The 14,251-nt window shown below is 58.2% G+C and carries 16 protein-coding genes; 3 read left to right on the plus strand and 13 right to left on the minus strand.

Annotated elements, in window-relative coordinates; genetic code table 11:
• Positions 1-2 precede the first annotated feature (2 nt).
• Positions 3-3,146, plus strand: coding sequence for an error-prone DNA polymerase (locus P9292_RS02810; RefSeq protein WP_244797415.1), 3,144 nt, complete (start codon positions 3-5; stop codon positions 3,144-3,146).
• A 361-nt stretch (positions 3,147-3,507) separates the two neighbouring features.
• The gene (locus tag P9292_RS02815) at positions 3,508-4,416 is read left to right on the plus strand and encodes a DUF72 domain-containing protein (protein ID WP_244797414.1); all 909 of its coding nucleotides are present in this window, start codon (positions 3,508-3,510) and stop codon (positions 4,414-4,416) included.
• Between the two features lie 18 nt (positions 4,417-4,434).
• Here the strand turns inward: P9292_RS02815 and P9292_RS02820 are convergent, their stop codons facing one another.
• The 5 genes from P9292_RS02820 to P9292_RS02840 all read right to left on the minus strand — a co-directional run bounded on the left by P9292_RS02820 (position 4,435) and on the right by P9292_RS02840 (position 8,206).
• Positions 4,435-5,343, minus strand: coding sequence for a hypothetical protein (locus P9292_RS02820; RefSeq protein WP_244797413.1), 909 nt, complete (start codon positions 5,341-5,343; stop codon positions 4,435-4,437).
• Positions 5,343-5,921 (minus strand): hypothetical protein, encoded by a 579-nt coding sequence (locus P9292_RS02825; protein WP_244797412.1) that lies wholly within the window; start codon positions 5,919-5,921, stop codon positions 5,343-5,345. The genes P9292_RS02820 and P9292_RS02825 overlap by 1 nt, the downstream gene beginning before the upstream one ends.
• A gap of 16 nt (positions 5,922-5,937) precedes the next feature.
• A complete protein-coding gene (locus P9292_RS02830) occupies positions 5,938-6,690 on the minus strand; it encodes a hypothetical protein (RefSeq protein ID WP_244797411.1) in 753 nt (250 codons plus the stop codon).
• Positions 6,690-6,998 carry a hypothetical protein gene (locus P9292_RS02835; RefSeq protein WP_309957982.1) on the minus strand — a complete coding sequence of 103 codons (309 nt, stop codon included), beginning with the start codon at positions 6,996-6,998 and terminating at the stop codon, positions 6,690-6,692. The genes P9292_RS02830 and P9292_RS02835 overlap by 1 nt, the downstream gene beginning before the upstream one ends.
• Positions 6,999-7,213: 215 nt before the next feature.
• Positions 7,214-8,206 carry a G1 family glutamic endopeptidase gene (locus P9292_RS02840; RefSeq protein WP_244797410.1) on the minus strand — a complete coding sequence of 331 codons (993 nt, stop codon included), beginning with the start codon at positions 8,204-8,206 and terminating at the stop codon, positions 7,214-7,216.
• A gap of 286 nt (positions 8,207-8,492) precedes the next feature.
• Between P9292_RS02840 and P9292_RS02845 the strand changes: the two genes are divergently transcribed.
• A complete protein-coding gene (locus tag P9292_RS02845; RefSeq protein ID WP_244797409.1) occupies positions 8,493-8,795 on the plus strand; it encodes a hypothetical protein in 303 nt (100 codons plus the stop codon).
• 400 nt (positions 8,796-9,195) lie between these two features.
• On the opposite strand, the gene P9292_RS02850 is transcribed toward P9292_RS02845, so the two are convergent.
• From P9292_RS02850 to P9292_RS02885, 8 genes are all read right to left on the minus strand, one after another.
• The gene (locus tag P9292_RS02850) at positions 9,196-9,960 is read right to left on the minus strand and encodes a hypothetical protein (protein WP_244797408.1); all 765 of its coding nucleotides are present in this window, start codon (positions 9,958-9,960) and stop codon (positions 9,196-9,198) included.
• 291 nt (positions 9,961-10,251) lie between these two features.
• Positions 10,252-10,638 carry a hypothetical protein gene (locus P9292_RS02855; RefSeq protein WP_244797407.1) on the minus strand — a complete coding sequence of 129 codons (387 nt, stop codon included), beginning with the start codon at positions 10,636-10,638 and terminating at the stop codon, positions 10,252-10,254.
• 113 nt (positions 10,639-10,751) lie between these two features.
• Positions 10,752-11,024 carry a hypothetical protein gene (locus P9292_RS02860; RefSeq protein ID WP_244797406.1) on the minus strand — a complete coding sequence of 91 codons (273 nt, stop codon included), beginning with the start codon at positions 11,022-11,024 and terminating at the stop codon, positions 10,752-10,754.
• Between the two features lie 19 nt (positions 11,025-11,043).
• Positions 11,044-11,772 (minus strand): hypothetical protein, encoded by a 729-nt coding sequence (locus P9292_RS02865; RefSeq protein WP_309957985.1) that lies wholly within the window; start codon positions 11,770-11,772, stop codon positions 11,044-11,046.
• A gap of 269 nt (positions 11,773-12,041) precedes the next feature.
• A complete protein-coding gene (locus P9292_RS02870; RefSeq protein ID WP_244797404.1) occupies positions 12,042-12,782 on the minus strand; it encodes a hypothetical protein in 741 nt (246 codons plus the stop codon).
• On the minus strand, positions 12,775-13,227 hold the full coding sequence (locus P9292_RS02875) for a hypothetical protein (protein ID WP_244797403.1): 453 nt from the start codon (positions 13,225-13,227) through the stop codon (positions 12,775-12,777). Before P9292_RS02875 ends, P9292_RS02870 begins: the two co-directional genes overlap by 8 nt.
• 79 nt (positions 13,228-13,306) lie before the next feature.
• On the minus strand, positions 13,307-13,858 hold the full coding sequence (locus P9292_RS02880) for a hypothetical protein (RefSeq protein WP_244797402.1): 552 nt from the start codon (positions 13,856-13,858) through the stop codon (positions 13,307-13,309).
• A 52-nt stretch (positions 13,859-13,910) separates the two neighbouring features.
• Positions 13,911-14,174 carry a hypothetical protein gene (locus tag P9292_RS02885; RefSeq protein WP_244797401.1) on the minus strand — a complete coding sequence of 88 codons (264 nt, stop codon included), beginning with the start codon at positions 14,172-14,174 and terminating at the stop codon, positions 13,911-13,913.
• Positions 14,175-14,251 lie beyond the last annotated feature (77 nt).

The raw sequence follows: 14,251 nt of genomic DNA on the forward strand, positions 1-14,251 counted from the left end.
CGATGGACATCTACTCGTCAATGCTGCCCGGGTATGCCGAGCTGCAATGCTTCTCCAATTTCACATTCCTGCGTGGTGCATCGCACGCTGAGGAGCTGATTGAGCGCGCGGAGCGACTTGGCTACCTGGCGATCGCGATAACAGATGAATGCTCGCTCGCCGGCATCGTGCGTGCGCACGTCGCTGCTAAAAAGGCCAACATCCGCCTCATTGTCGGCGCGTATTTCCAGTTGACCAATGCCGATGGTTCGCCTGCGCTCGCGTTGACGTTGCTGGCCCAAAACCGCGAGGGATACGGCAATCTCTCGGAGCTGATCACGCTTGCCAGGACTCGCACATCCAAAGGAACCTACGTCCTAACGCCGCATGATCTCTCGCATCCAGACGCGCCTTACCATCACCTCAAAGGTCTTCCTGACTGCCTTGCAGTCCTGTCGCCCGAATATCCGGCGAAGGAGCAGCGACTTGACTCGCAAGTCGGATGGATCGCGGACACGTTTCCGGATCGCTGCTGGGTAGCGCTTACTCTTCATGCACGCGCAATGGACGACATTCATCGCGGGACAGTCGAATACGTCGCAGAAAAGCACGGCGTGCCGACAGTCGCCACGGGCGCCGTAACGATGCATGTGCGGTCCCGCAAGCCGCTGCAAGACACACTCACGGCAGTGCGCCTGAACCGCTCTATCGCGGAATGCGGTTTTCAGCTTGCGCAAAACGCGGAACAGCATCTGCGAGCACGATTGCGCCTATCCAACCTATACCCAGAGAAGGCGCTCTCTGAGACGCTCAACGTTGCCAACCGCTGCGCATTTTCACTCGACGAACTGCGTTACGAGTATCCCGATGAACTTGTACCGCCGGGCACCACACCCACCGCATACTTGCGGCAAGAGACTTACATAGGCGCTCACAGGCGTTTCCCTGAAGGCATACCGCACAAGGTGCAGCAGCAGATCGAACACGAGCTCGCGCTGATCGCCGATCTGAAATATGAGCCTTATTTTCTTACTGTGTACGACCTTGTCAGGTATGCACGCAGTCAGGGCATCCTATGTCAAGGCCGCGGGTCGGCCGCCAATTCAGCGGTTTGCTTTTGCCTCGGCGTCACGGAAGTCGATCCCGCCCGCAGCTCAATGCTGTTCGAACGATTTATCTCTAAGGAACGCGGTGAGCCGCCCGATATCGACGTTGACTTCGAGCACCAGCGCAGAGAGGAGGTCATTCAGTACATCTATCGAAAATACACACGTGTACGCGCAGCACTTGCTGCCGCTGTGACAACCTATAGGCCTAAGAGCGCACTGCGCGACTCTGGCAAGGCCTTGGGTGTCGATCCTGTTATCGTTGACAAGGTGGCGAAAGCGCATCAGTGGTTCGACTCAAGCGCAGACCTTTTGAAAAGATTCACTGAATCTGGCCTCGACGCCGACGCACCCGTTATTCAGCAATGGGCCGCTCTCGCCTCACAGCTTCTAAATTTTCCTCGACATCTGTCGCAACACACAGGCGGCTTCGTTATCGCGCGGGGCAAGTTATCACGACTGGTGCCTATCGAAAATGCGGCGATGGTCGATCGCAGCGTAATCCAATGGGACAAGGACGACCTCGAGGCGCTTGGGCTTCTGAAAATTGATGTGCTTGCGCTCGGAATGCTGTCCGCAATCCGTCGCACTCTTGACCTCGTCGGTCAGCAGCGTGGCGAACCGTTTGAGCTACAGGACATCCCACCCGAAGACTCTGAGACCTACGACATGATCTGTCGCGCCGACACCGTAGGGGTATTCCAGATCGAGTCGCGGGCACAGATGAGCATGCTCCCACGACTTAAACCGAGAACGTTTTACGACCTGGTCATTGAGGTCGCGATTGTGCGACCAGGCCCGGTTCAAGGTGGGATGGTCCATCCGTATCTGCGTCGACGCCAGGGACTTGAGCCCGTGTCGTTTCCCAGTCCTGAGATGGAAACGGCACTTGCCCGGACGCTCGGCGTTCCCATCTTTCAAGAGCAGGTAATGCAGGTCGCGATGCTTGCCGCCGGCTTCTCAGCCGGCGAAGCAGATCAATTACGGCGAGCGATGGCCGCGTGGCGGCGCAAGGGCGGTCTGGAACAGTACTATGACCGCATCGTACAAGGGATGCTCCAGCGCGGCTACGATCGCGATTTTGCCGAATCGATATTCGCCCAGATCCAAGGCTTTGGGGAGTACGGATTTCCCGAAAGCCATTCCGCCAGCTTCGCTCTGCTTGTTTATGCGAGTTGCTGGCTTAAATGCCACGAGCCCGCGGCATTCTTGTGCGCGATGCTAAACAGCCAGCCGATGGGATTTTATTCACCCTCTCAGCTTGTGCAGGATGCCAAACGGCACAAGGTCCGGGTATTGCCCATCGATGTGACGATCAGCAACTGGGACTCAGCGTTGGAGGGCGAAGGCTCGATGGCACCTGTGCGACTCGGCATGTCGCTTGTTCGAGGGATGCGGGAAGAATCAGCAGCACGCATTGAAGCTGCACGATCGGTGCGTCAGTTTGCGAACGTGCATGATCTGGCAAACCGTGCCCGGCTCGATCGTCATGACTTGCAGGTTCTCGCCGATTCGAACGCCCTTGCCGGCTTGGCAGGAAACCGCCGCGAGGCACTATGGCAGGCAGTCGCAGCCGTTCCAGATAAAGACCTGTTGCGTGCAACGGATCGTGAAGAGGAACTCCCGGAACTGTCCGCACCGTCGGAGGCGCAGGAGATCGTCAGCGACTACCGTTCAACTGGGCTCACGCTCAATCGCCATCCGCTCGCACTGCTGCGCGAGCGATTGAACAAGCAGAGGATCTATCCTGCCTCCACTCTATCGGCATATCCTGACGGGCGTCTTGCCAAGGCGTGCGGCATCGTGACCGTCCGGCAGCGCCCAGGTACAGCCAACGGCGTCCTCTTCGTCACACTGGAAGACGAGACCGGTCAGATCAACGTGATAGTCTGGCCGTCTCTGGTTGAGAAGTTCAGAAAGGAAGCGTTAGGCGCGGCGCTGCTCGGCGTATATGGGGTGTGGCAGAAAGAGGGAGATGTGAAGCATCTAGTCGCCAACCGGCTGGTGGACCTGACGCACCTGCTCGGTAGTTTGGCCACAACGAGTCGCAACTTTCACTGAGATCTCAATGACCACCATCTGCAAACTGTTTGTGGACACTGATCGAACGATATCGTTGAACAACGGCCGATGCGCATCACTTGTTATCCGTCTCGCGAGCCGATGGGCGGAAATTCGGCGAGACTTCGACGAAGACGGCTGGCATCAGACTCGAATCGATCCGACGGCAATGACAGCGCTAGACAACGAAGCACCTGTGGATGTTGAACTATTTCGCCAGTATTGCCGTCTAGTCTCCGGCCCATTGCCCTTCATGGACAACCAAGACTGGATCGAAGTGAGGGACTTCATAACGACCGCGGCCGCGAGACACCGGCCCGTTATGTGTATCCATTGAAGCAATCGTGATAGGGGAAAACTGATGAAGATCGAAGTCGGGACCGCCTCCTGGACTGATCCAACGCTGATCGCATGCAAACGGTTCTATCCCCCGGGGTGCACGAGCGCGGAAGCACGGCTCCGCCACTACGCAACACAGTTCCCCATGGTCGAGGTCGATTCAAGCTACTACGCGATGCCGAGCGCTTCCAACTCAGCCTTATGGGCCGAGCGCACGCCGCCTCACTTCACGTTCAATTTGAAGGCGTTTCGTCTCTTTACCGGCCACCAGACGGATCGCAGCAAACTGCCAAAAGACATCCAGGCGGCACTTCCTCCAAGCGACAAAAAGAACCTCTACTACAAAGACACGCCGGGCGAGATCCTTCGAGAACTTTGGAAGCGATTCACCGACGCCATCGAACCTCTTCGCGCCGCCGGCAAGTTGGGCGCGGTGCACTTTCAATTTGCTCCGTGGGTGGTCAATAACGCCGACGGCCGCGCTCACGTAGAGCACTGTGCGGACGTGATGGCGGACTATGTTGTCGCCACCGAGTTCCGTCACGCGTCGTGGTTCTCTGAAAAGTCATGTGAGGCCACGCTGGCATTCGAGCGTGCGCGGCGCCTGGTGAATGTGATCGTCGACGAGCCCAACACAACGTCCAATTCCATCCCGGCCGTCTGGGAGGTCACCAACAGCAAACTGGCGCTGGTGCGCTTACACGGCCGGAATCACGAGACGTGGAACATCAAGGGTGCTACGTCTGCGTCCGCTCGGTTCAATTACGACTACACCGATCAGGAATTGGGTGAACTCGCATCACAGATCATCTTGATCGCGCGCAAGGTCGAACGGGCTCAAGTGGTATTCAACAATAATTTCGAGGACCAGGGGCAGCGCAATGCAAGATCGTTGATGCAGATTCTCGGTAGCGACGCAATCCCTCCGTGATCGTTTTCCGACCAGCATTCAGCCTGTCAACGCATCAGCGCGCCCACCTCCGTCGATTAGCTGACGAATCTCCGCAATGCGCATATGCGTTCCCAACCGAGCCTCGTTGATTGTCCATAATGTGTTCTCCGTTATGCGATTAAAACGCGGGGACACGCCTGCAATGTCGGCATGGACGGTCGACGAAACCCAGATTCCGTCACACTTGCCCTGTTTGATTGCCGTCTGAAAACGCAATCGGTGTTTTTCAATGAACGCCACATTTATAGACGCGAGGCGCGCGGAAGCTTCGCTTTTCGTGGCCGCAGCCAAAATGCTTTCCCCCGGCGTCAAGTCGTCGAGGTTGAAGGCCACCATCCCAGAGCCGCGGTATGGCTCGATCTGCTTCAACCCCTTAGCCAGTTGCTTCCCGACGGACTCTTGGGAATAGACCTTCTTGCACGCGATACCATAATCACCGAATTTCGAAAACATAATCTCAAGGTCGGGCGGATCTTTGAAGCGTGTCGGCACGTTCCGCAATTGCAGGAACCTCCTCAACGACAGTTCCCAGAGAGCGTCTTTCCCTTGCGATGGCTGCCGGGTCGACAGGTGCATATCGCTCTTGGTGATGCGCCGGATTGCCTGAGATGCCGCCGGATCGTTCACCGCTGACAGCACAGATTCGGCAATCCGAGCGGCCTCATCAGCTTCGATCAAAGTACGAATGTCCTCCTGATCTGTTTGGGCGATCCAGAAACGATTCAACTTATCCGCTTTAGAGAAGAGCGCTCCCAACGCGCTGTTGGGCTTTATGTGCACGTTAGCCGCGGTCAATGCCTCTCTACAGCGGTTGACCAAGGCCGCAACCTCCGCGTAGGTCGAAACGCGATCGGAACGCTCGACGCCGTGTAGCCGCACTAGGGACGGCGATTCGAATGCCGCCATTACGTTTTCGCTCCGGCATCTTGTACCATCTGGGTCGTGCACTCGATCAATGACGGCAGCATGCCTTTCACCGCTGTGAGTTCATCGCGAAGGATCAGAACCTTGACTCGCGCGATCCCCTTGGCGCGAACGATAGCCAATCGGTTGTTGCCACCCTTTACGTGCAACTGAGCCTCTCCTCCGACGGTGACGAGGAGGATCATCGGTGGGGTCATCTTGCCACCTTCCGCCCAGAAACAAATCGCTTCTGCCACCTTCGAATCAGCGAACCCCCAAACTTCCCCTGCCGAGCGGCGACTGCCCGCGCATAAACGTGCGTCCAGTTCGGACAGGTCCACGTCGCAGCAGCGAACGCCTTGGGGGTAGTCGCTAGCAAATGCTTCTGGCGACTCTCCGTCGAGCGCGAAGTAAAAGTTCGCCTCGTTGCAGTCCCACACCGGCTCAAATTGCGGCCACTTGGAAAGCGGCTTTCGGATCAACTTTTTCGCGTTTGCCCACAGCGCGGCGCCAGCATCGATTTGGTCCGGATGGCGGCCCATACTTCGGAGCAGTCTTTCGTGTTCTTCGCTATAGTTCATTGAGCTGCTGTAGAGGTTAGTTCATTGCATCATGTTGGTTATTGTCCTGACCAGCTTCGGCTTGCATCGCCGTCTTCAGTGCTGACAGCTCGTCCATCCGCTCATGTATTACGCTCCAAGTCGCTGTGTCATTCTTTCGATGACATTCCGCCAGCACAGCAGCAACACATAGCGCCGCTTCCGCGCACGCGAGCGTCACCCACCTCGCCATGCCCGAATCAGGCTCGTACACCGAATTCAGGTTGGCAAGCCAATGGTCGCCACCGTCATCAATCGTTACTGCATGGAAAATCGAGTGGGGATTCGGATGGCCGCCATAGTCGATCATGCCTTGATAGGTGTCGACCAACCGCTGCTTTCCCTCCGGAGTCCAGGAGCATTCGCGAGAAACAACCTTAATGGCGTTTGCGAAGGTATTGCGGCACTTGTCCATCTTGGATCTGGATTCGTGGCGCGCTCTCCACACAACCGCGAGCTCGGGCTTCTCGAGAATCATGAACGCATAGCAGGCAGATTCGAGGGCTGTGCGCACGACGGGGAACATAGCGCTCGCATGTCCCGTCAATGCAATCCGTCCACCAGCAAGCAAGAGTTGGAACGAATTCAGGCACAGCATAAGCGCTTCCACCGGCCCGTCCGCCTCACCGGCGAGGATCGTCCTCGGGAACAGATCGACAACCTTCTCAAAAAATCGCAGTTCTGTCGTCGGGGAATTGAACGCATCGCGCACGCTTTCTTCCGCGGCTACGTTGTAGTCCTTGAATGGCATCAAACGTCCTCAGATGGTCGGGTCGCATCATAGACGAAGGCGAGCGCAACACGAAGACCCTTTGCGCCGGCCCCCAGATCTATGTCCACGCGGTCCCTTTGCCTCCCGAGCAATTCGAACCTGCTGATTGCCTCAGTCATCGCTGGCGTCACTACGCGCTCCACTTCTTCCACAAGCACACTGCGGGAAGTACTCCAAGCCAACCAGCGGCCTTGTTCAGGCTCGAGGTAATTGCCGTCGCGACGCGATCGCACCGGTCCGTACATTCCCTTGTGCCAATTTTCAAAAGCTTCCCTTTGATTCATCATCGTCTCTCCAACAAAAGGGAGCCTGCGCATCAGTTTCGCACAGTACCCGAAGCGAGCATTCGATGAATCGATGGTACGATCCACATACATAACGGGTATGTATCATGTCTGCGCGTCATTCGAGATCGAGTGGCAAATGGTTGTGACTTTTTGCGGTGCGGAGCGCTCCCTCGCCATTTTCGAACGGCGCGAACAGGGGGAAGCGCTCTTTTTCCTTATGGATTGCCCGTTGTGGTGCCACCGAGAAAGGTGACGTTGGTGTATCCGTACTCGGTGGGAGCGTTCGCTTTCAGATGGGGTGGAGCAAGGTTGGCTTGCATGATGATTGTGCCGCCGGCATCCGTCATCGCATAATCGACGATCGTTGCGGTAGCCGGCACCTTGCCCGGAGAATATATCCCGGGTCCTGTCGCGTCACAGGTCATCATAATCGTTGTGACGAAATCCGGAAGACTACTGAGCACGTTGTTCACCCCCGGTCGTTCCACGATCCATTCTGCGCAGTTCCCCACCAACGCCGTTCCCGCCGGAGGGGTGATAGCGAGGCCAACTGACTGACCCGTGGAGATGTTCGCGAGACTTGCTCCTCCCCTGGGCGGAAAACCTCCTACAGCTGGATAGTGCTCTATCTGAATTTCAACCCAGTCGCCCGGATTCGCTGGTAGCCCCCCAACTCGCACTTCGTACTGAGGAAACCACTCGATCCAGAGGTAGGACTGCGTGGATTGGCCTTGCAATTTCCCGCTGGTGATGACGTGAACTCCCGCTTGCAGGACATCGGGTGATCCGTCGCCGTCGAACCCGACCCAGATGGACAGGTGATTTGGCCCGGGGTTTATCAAATTCAGAGGCTTCGGAATTTCGAAATCCGTCGTAATGCGAGCGTCCTGAAACGCATTAGTCGTGTCGTGTGCGACGTAGCCCGACCAGTTGTTTGACGTAGGCGGCAGCCCAGCGCGCTGCGGCCTTTTCTGGATGGGACCGTGGACATATTCGGTCAGCACAAGGTCCGGCACCACCCGCGTGGCGCAAACTGCACGTTGCCACCGTGCGATCGTGCGTTTGGTGGCAACAGAAGGGTTCGGCCGCCTCGGGAAACCATACTTCCGGAGTTGGTCGTCGGTGGCGGCCAGTGCGTCGAAGCCCACTGGCGGCGGTGAGAAAAACTTGATTCCTTCTACCGCGCTGTCGATGAGAGAAAGCTCCATGTTGCCTCCAGGTATTCTTAGACACGTTGCTGGGGTTGAGGGCTTCGCAGTCATCGTTATAGCTTGCGCAGGCAGCAAATCAAGACGATGGCGGGAATTTGGCTGTGGAGGGCTGCTTAAACAGTTCCTTCATTTGCCCCGCCACGACCCCGAGTGCGCCGCAGGAGTAGCCGGAACGCGTCCTCCCTCAAGTTTCGATTCGGCCCTGCCGTTAAAAGAGAGTCGGCTGGCCAGCCCGGCCGCCCTCGGTTTTTCATCGTTGAGACAACGCTCAAATCAAACGGATATGGATAAAAAAGAACTGAATCGTCGGGCCGTTCTCGCCGCATTTGCAGACGAAGCGGGCTGTCTGCCCCAAGGTGTGGGACCTGAAACTGTCGATGTGGTTGGCAACAGCGACGACTGCCTTCGACTATTGATCGCGACTGGGATCTCGTTTTCGCGTCCGACCGACGATCAGATTGTCGCCGACGGAGGCATGGGTAACGAACCACTCGTTGAGAAAATCGTAAACGGCGACGTGTCCGCCGCTGCGCGCACAGCAGCAGCAAAGGTCGCCGCGAGCTGGCTCGACGAAAGCCAAGTCTGAAGTACCACGATCGCATCAATCTTGAGCGCCCGTCTCGATATCTGCTCCGCGACGCCGGTGCTCGCGTCCCCGCTCTCCTCTTGTGCAACTCTAGCGATCGTTCGGGCGCCTTCTGAATTCTTTCGGGTTATACACCGCCGTCTTCCAATCGCAGTTCGGCCTTTGGATCTCGCTCTGTCGTCGGACAATCAGTAGGGAGCAGGATACAAAAACGCAGACCAGGAGAATAAGGACCACAGCCGCTCTGTGGCTACAGAGATAGCTGCGACCGATGTCACAATCGCTCGGCAAAGCGATTGCAACGCCAAGTAACATCGCGACGGAAACAGAAGCGACGCAGGCGTTGATCCTCCGGCTTTTTAATTGTCGAGTAGCTTTCATCTGCGGTGTCGTTCGGCAATCAGAGATCTAGCGCCAGTTGCGACTGCCTACTCGTCGCGTCTTTGGTTCCGTCCGCTGAGCTTTCGTAGATAGACCTCATCCGAGGCGGGTTGTTGTTTAGAGTGATCGGGCTCGCTTGCGCATCTGTGACAAGCACACCCTTGTTGCAGGCCAGCCAAAGCAGACTGTCGACCGCTGCGGCTCTGTCATTCGTTGCCCGAGCAAGCATGCGACATAGATCCATGCACGCCGGAAATCGCATCTTGATCGGATACCGCGGTTTATCTGGAATGCCAGCGAGTCGACACAGCCAGATATCGGGCTTGCACACGTCGGCGCCAAAATTCTTCGCTAACTGATACTTCGTGTCATCCCCTACAAACGGTAGCGTCTTGCACCACGCGATAAGCGCCTCCGGATCACCGGTCGCGACTACGCCTTGGAGCGCGACGAAGTCCCTGTCGCGATCGAACCACGCTCGTTCGATCGCAGCAGCCTTTGCGCGGTACCCAAACGCCGACACCACTGGTTCACCAGATTCCATCGCTCTCCACACCTTCGCCTCGATCGTGCGAGCGGCCTGCGCAGAGCGTCCGGCACACAGAATGATCCAGACGATCTCCCTTGCCATGTCTTCAGGTGTCCGGGGAGGAGCTACTTCGCGACGAGACCACGTCAGTATTCGGGCCGCGTCGGGATCGTTGGCCAGAAGCCAGTCACGAGCCGCGAGGTACATCGCGACGGTGAGCCGATCCTCGGGCGAGGGGACGGATATCTGAATCATAGGTTCGCTCCGGGACGAAGCGTGATTGCTTCTCAAATTCCCGTCATGGGAAGACCACGAACAAAAGGCACATCGTCGAGAGAGCCGCAAGACCACCGCTGAGTCGTCCGGCTAGGTGCGCCTCGCGCTTGCCAACGAGTGGCTTCGCGCACACGAAAACCACGATATAAGCAACAGTGAGCGCAGCAATCGCTACCGCCACCTTTCCCAGGCCTACTAGCAGAAAGAAATCTGGCTTCATTTTGAACCTTCCTAAAAATGTGACATGTCTTATTCCCGAAGGACTGGCCCCTACGCCATCGCGAAAGTGCGCTTATCGCGCGTGCGCTTTTTTGAAGCCCTGACATCCGGGCGGGGCGCGTTCGGATGCCGCTCTACTTCTTCCTGCCGAACAACGATCATGCCTTTGTCCACGAACTCATTGATCTCCGCGAACATGCGACGCTGAACGAGACGGGACGATCCGATCCCCCCGTCGCTCCCGAGTCCTTCGCTCCACTGACGATCGCCGTCGATCTCGGCCGCCCATTGACGCAGCACCGTCCGCGCCGCCGGCACACTGCCCCGGATCTTCGCGAAAATCTGGAACAGGTCTGGGTCGACGGACACCGACGTGCGCTTCTTGCGACCGTCGACCTCGCGTGAGTACTTGATTCGTATGAAATCGTCCTTGGCCATGGCCATCTTCCTGTACGGTGCTGCTCTTATGACTTGCTGCGGCGCCGTTGCGCCTTCCTTACGTGCAGACGCGTGGCGGTCCATCGCGCTGAGGGATCGCATGCCTTCGTTGCTTAGTCCACGATCAGTTTCGACATGTGGGCAAGCACGCCGCGCACGAACTCTGGAGCGGCTTTTTTGGCGGCATCCATCGTTGCGAAACCGCCTGTCTCGAAGCCCAGGTAGTGCAGGTCAAATCCACCGTCGTCGTCCGTGATAGCCATGACAACGTGGCCCGCAAAAACGGCCGTCTGCAAGGTTGCCGGGTTACCGCTGCGCCCCGGAATCCAGCATTGCTGTGGCGCGGACAAAGCGACATTGCCGTCCGCGCCGGTCTTGATCTTCATCTTGGTCCTCGTTTCGTCACTAGCCAGCCGGTTTGATTCCGACGCTGTTACGCCAAACCGCTCCCGCGATCTTCCGGTTCTCGCTTATCCCGAGATAGATGTCCCGGAATGCCACATAGGAGAGTGCAGAGAGAAACGCGAACAGAACTGGCGCAACAACAGGGGCTAACACCCACACCACGAGAATCAGGAGCATCGTGCCCGTGTTGTAGATCAGCATCGTCATGACATTGAACGCAGGCATGCCACCGTTACCGCGGTAGTACGCTGCCATCCAACGCATCCCGAATGCCGAATACAGGTGGTATTGGAATGGCGACGCGACCAACGGCAACAGGCAGCCAAGGTGGAATACCCACAGCCCGATCACCGCAGTAGCGAATATTTGATTGAGGGCGATCAACCCATCGGCATCCAGCGTCACGCTAAGAATTCTCGGGCTGTAGAACTGCCGTATCCACAGATCCGGATGCCCCGCGAACACGACAAGCAGCACGCCGCCGACGGCCGCAGCGGCAGCAATGCACACCGCGTACCGGAAGGTGATTGGCAACTGGACTCGCGCGACATCGAAGACATCGGAAATAGACTTGGGCTTGGAGTCATCCACAAGCGCAGCGACCCCGATACCTGACAGGAAGGCAATGCCTGAAACGACCTGGCTCAAAAACGCGGACGCCCGCAGGACGTATATAGCGAGGCAGAAGACCACCATGAGCGTGAGCCACGCGGCAAAGCCTCGGCCCATGAGTCCAGCCGCCTGCCTGCACCACCGTAAGATTGCGCTCGGCTTGACCGGTCGAGGCGCGATAAACCCGCTCATGGACGACTCCCTTCGGTTGCTTCCTGTCGCCTCGCGGCGGCCGACTGTGCACGCCGCCGATACATCTCCTGCCATCCGATGCGGCGAAGCTCGCCGCCGCAGCGGCAGGTATAGCTTGCGAGCCGCATCCCCCGCTTCTGCGGGAAGCTGCCGTTCTCGCCGCACGATCGGCACTCAATTTGATAGGCCATGATCTAGGCAGCGAGCGAGATGCTTTCGAAGGTGGAAACGCGCTGCACGAAGGCGGACAGCACATCCCGCGCTTCTGTCGCGCGCACGCCCATCATCAGTTGACGCAAGCCCGTCGCACGCGCCATCTCCAGAAGCGCTTCGCTGTCCGGGATATCGACGGTCAAACGAGGCGCGGCCGTGAACAGGTGCTCGAACGAGTGACCGAAGCGTCGAAGCCACGCGACTCGTTCTGCACTGGGCTGCCCGTCTACGTAGGTCCAGTGCTCGCTACGCGCCGAGCGCCAGCGCCAGCCCACCGGAGGGGGAGCGGCTGGCGCCTCGTGCGACGAGGCCGCGACGCTGTCCGCGATCGAGCTCGTCACCGCTTCAATCAGTTGATGAAGTGCATTGCCGCTGTCTTTGCGCGAGCGGAAGATCTGCACCTTGTCTTCTTCGATCGTGTGACCGAGTTTGAGCATCCCCGCGATGAAGGACTTCGCCAGGGCTTCCTTGCTGGGTACGGCGAGCGCCGCCGCCGACGCATCCGCTTCAACGCCTGATGCATGACGGCCATCGCATTGCGAAAACGCCTCGGCCGCTGCCTCGTGATCCGCCTGACGTGCAAGCGCGACCAACGCGCAAGAGAGCGACGCTGAAGTCATTTCGTCAAGGTCCGCCAGCACACGTTCAAGCTGGTCGCGAAACCGGGACGCGCCGCCAGTAACGCCCGCATCACGAGTCGTGTCGATTCCGTTGTCACTCATGGCGTGGTTCCTCACGCAGATTTGCACCGTCGGTATGATGAAGCGTCTGGGCAGCCTCGTTGGCTCGCCTGTCGAGCTCGGCCTGTAGTCGATCCGCCTGAGACCTGAGGATGTTGCGCACTTCAGAGGCTCGTGCCCGGTCTCGCTGTCGACCGGCGGCGCCAGAGCCTCCGAGACGGGCCGAATCGAACTGGTTGACGGTAGCCGCCACAGAACCGCCTATCTTTCGATTGATGGACTCGATGCGCCGTCTGATCCGAGGCTCCGCCGCTGCGCGGAGATTTCGATCTGCCACCTCGAGCACGACAGGCTTCGCATCCACCGCCCGGGGCCCAAAGCAGGCGAGCTCAATCGGCAGTCCGTTCGCGCGCAACGCTGCGAGGAATGCGTTGATGTGCTTGTGATCGGCCTCGAATCGCGAGCCGAGTATTTCCTGCGCGAGCACCAAGGCCTCCGGCGCCGGGCTGAGTGGTCTGCGCGGCGCGTCAGTCGCAACGCGATCGTTCGGGCACTCGTTCATCGTCTCACGCGCCGGCCGCCAGTTGGCGCAGGTAGCTGATCCGCTTCGTGTGGTTCCTGATGTGCGGCCGGTTCGCGCAGTACTCCTCGAGGGCTGCCAACGCATGCTGTGCTCCGCACAACTTGGCCGCAACCGCGTCGGCCTGCTTTTCAAGGACGAACACTTCCGCGTCGATGGACGTGTCCATTTTCCTGGTGGCATAGACACCCGTCAGCGCACCCATCACGAAACACGTGACGGACAGCGGGAAACTGGACCCGATCCATGCCACGATCCCGACAACCAGCAGGATAAAAACGAGAGAAAGCATCCAGACGTACGGCAAGAAGATCCTGACCAGGCCTCGCCGATCCGCCGTCAAAGCCGTTTCATATGCCAGCAGGACCTCGACGACGCTCTGATCGAGGTTCAGCGTGTCTTTTCCGACTCTGATCCGGTTGCCGATGAAGTCATAGAAGCAGCTATCTGCTCGCTTGCTGAGCGCCACGACGGGTGACCGAATGCCCTGCTCGTCCGCAAATCGATCGACGAGTGCCTGGGCCGCGTTCAGGTTCATTGCGTATTTTCCTTTGAACTTGTCAAATTCAACCCGATAGATTCACGACCGATCAGGCCGCGTCTGAGGCGTCACGCCGCTCGGATTTCCGGCCTTCCATGAATGCGCATGCGCCGATCGCTAGTGCGAGTGCGAGACCCATGAACGCCCCCACCGCACCGGCCTTTTCCGAGACGACACCGGACGTGTCTAATCCCGCAACCTGAACGCCGTGCCCGATCACGACGCCACACAGCCCCAGACCGCCGACACACGTCAGCAAAATCGAGAGACACCCCAAGATCGTGATCTCCCGGTCGCTCAGGTCGAAGAACATGCTCTTCCCCTTTTCGCACAATCGAATCATGATTCTCTACACGTCGCAATAATACATGCAGTTTCTACTAACGACAA

Source organism: Caballeronia sp. LZ001 (assembly GCF_031450875.1).
Classification (GTDB): domain Bacteria; phylum Pseudomonadota; class Gammaproteobacteria; order Burkholderiales; family Burkholderiaceae; genus Caballeronia.

Excerpts from the sequence above, each read along its gene's own strand:
- P9292_RS02810 (WP_244797415.1), top strand. The coding sequence starts at position 3 with ATGGACATCTACTCGTCAATGCTGCCCGGGTATGCCGAGCTGCAATGC.
- P9292_RS02840 (WP_244797410.1), bottom strand. The coding sequence starts at position 8,206 with ATGGAGCTTTCTCTCATCGACAGCGCGGTAGAAGGAATCAAGTTTTTC.
- P9292_RS02870 (WP_244797404.1), bottom strand. The coding sequence starts at position 12,782 with ATGAGTGACAACGGAATCGACACGACTCGTGATGCGGGCGTTACTGGC.
- P9292_RS02865 (WP_309957985.1), bottom strand. The coding sequence starts at position 11,772 with ATGGGCCGAGGCTTTGCCGCGTGGCTCACGCTCATGGTGGTCTTCTGC.
- P9292_RS02885 (WP_244797401.1), bottom strand. The coding sequence starts at position 14,174 with ATGTTCTTCGACCTGAGCGACCGGGAGATCACGATCTTGGGGTGTCTC.
- P9292_RS02880 (WP_244797402.1), bottom strand. The coding sequence starts at position 13,858 with ATGAACCTGAACGCGGCCCAGGCACTCGTCGATCGATTTGCGGACGAG.
- P9292_RS02835 (WP_309957982.1), bottom strand. The coding sequence starts at position 6,998 with ATGATGAATCAAAGGGAAGCTTTTGAAAATTGGCACAAGGGAATGTAC.
- P9292_RS02850 (WP_244797408.1), bottom strand. The coding sequence starts at position 9,960 with ATGATTCAGATATCCGTCCCCTCGCCCGAGGATCGGCTCACCGTCGCG.
- P9292_RS02845 (WP_244797409.1), top strand. The coding sequence starts at position 8,493 with ATGGATAAAAAAGAACTGAATCGTCGGGCCGTTCTCGCCGCATTTGCA.
- P9292_RS02815 (WP_244797414.1), top strand. The coding sequence starts at position 3,508 with ATGAAGATCGAAGTCGGGACCGCCTCCTGGACTGATCCAACGCTGATC.
- P9292_RS02860 (WP_244797406.1), bottom strand. The coding sequence starts at position 11,024 with ATGAAGATCAAGACCGGCGCGGACGGCAATGTCGCTTTGTCCGCGCCA.
- P9292_RS02855 (WP_244797407.1), bottom strand. The coding sequence starts at position 10,638 with ATGGCCAAGGACGATTTCATACGAATCAAGTACTCACGCGAGGTCGAC.
- P9292_RS02825 (WP_244797412.1), bottom strand. The coding sequence starts at position 5,921 with ATGAACTATAGCGAAGAACACGAAAGACTGCTCCGAAGTATGGGCCGC.
- P9292_RS02820 (WP_244797413.1), bottom strand. The coding sequence starts at position 5,343 with ATGGCGGCATTCGAATCGCCGTCCCTAGTGCGGCTACACGGCGTCGAG.
- P9292_RS02830 (WP_244797411.1), bottom strand. The coding sequence starts at position 6,690 with ATGCCATTCAAGGACTACAACGTAGCCGCGGAAGAAAGCGTGCGCGAT.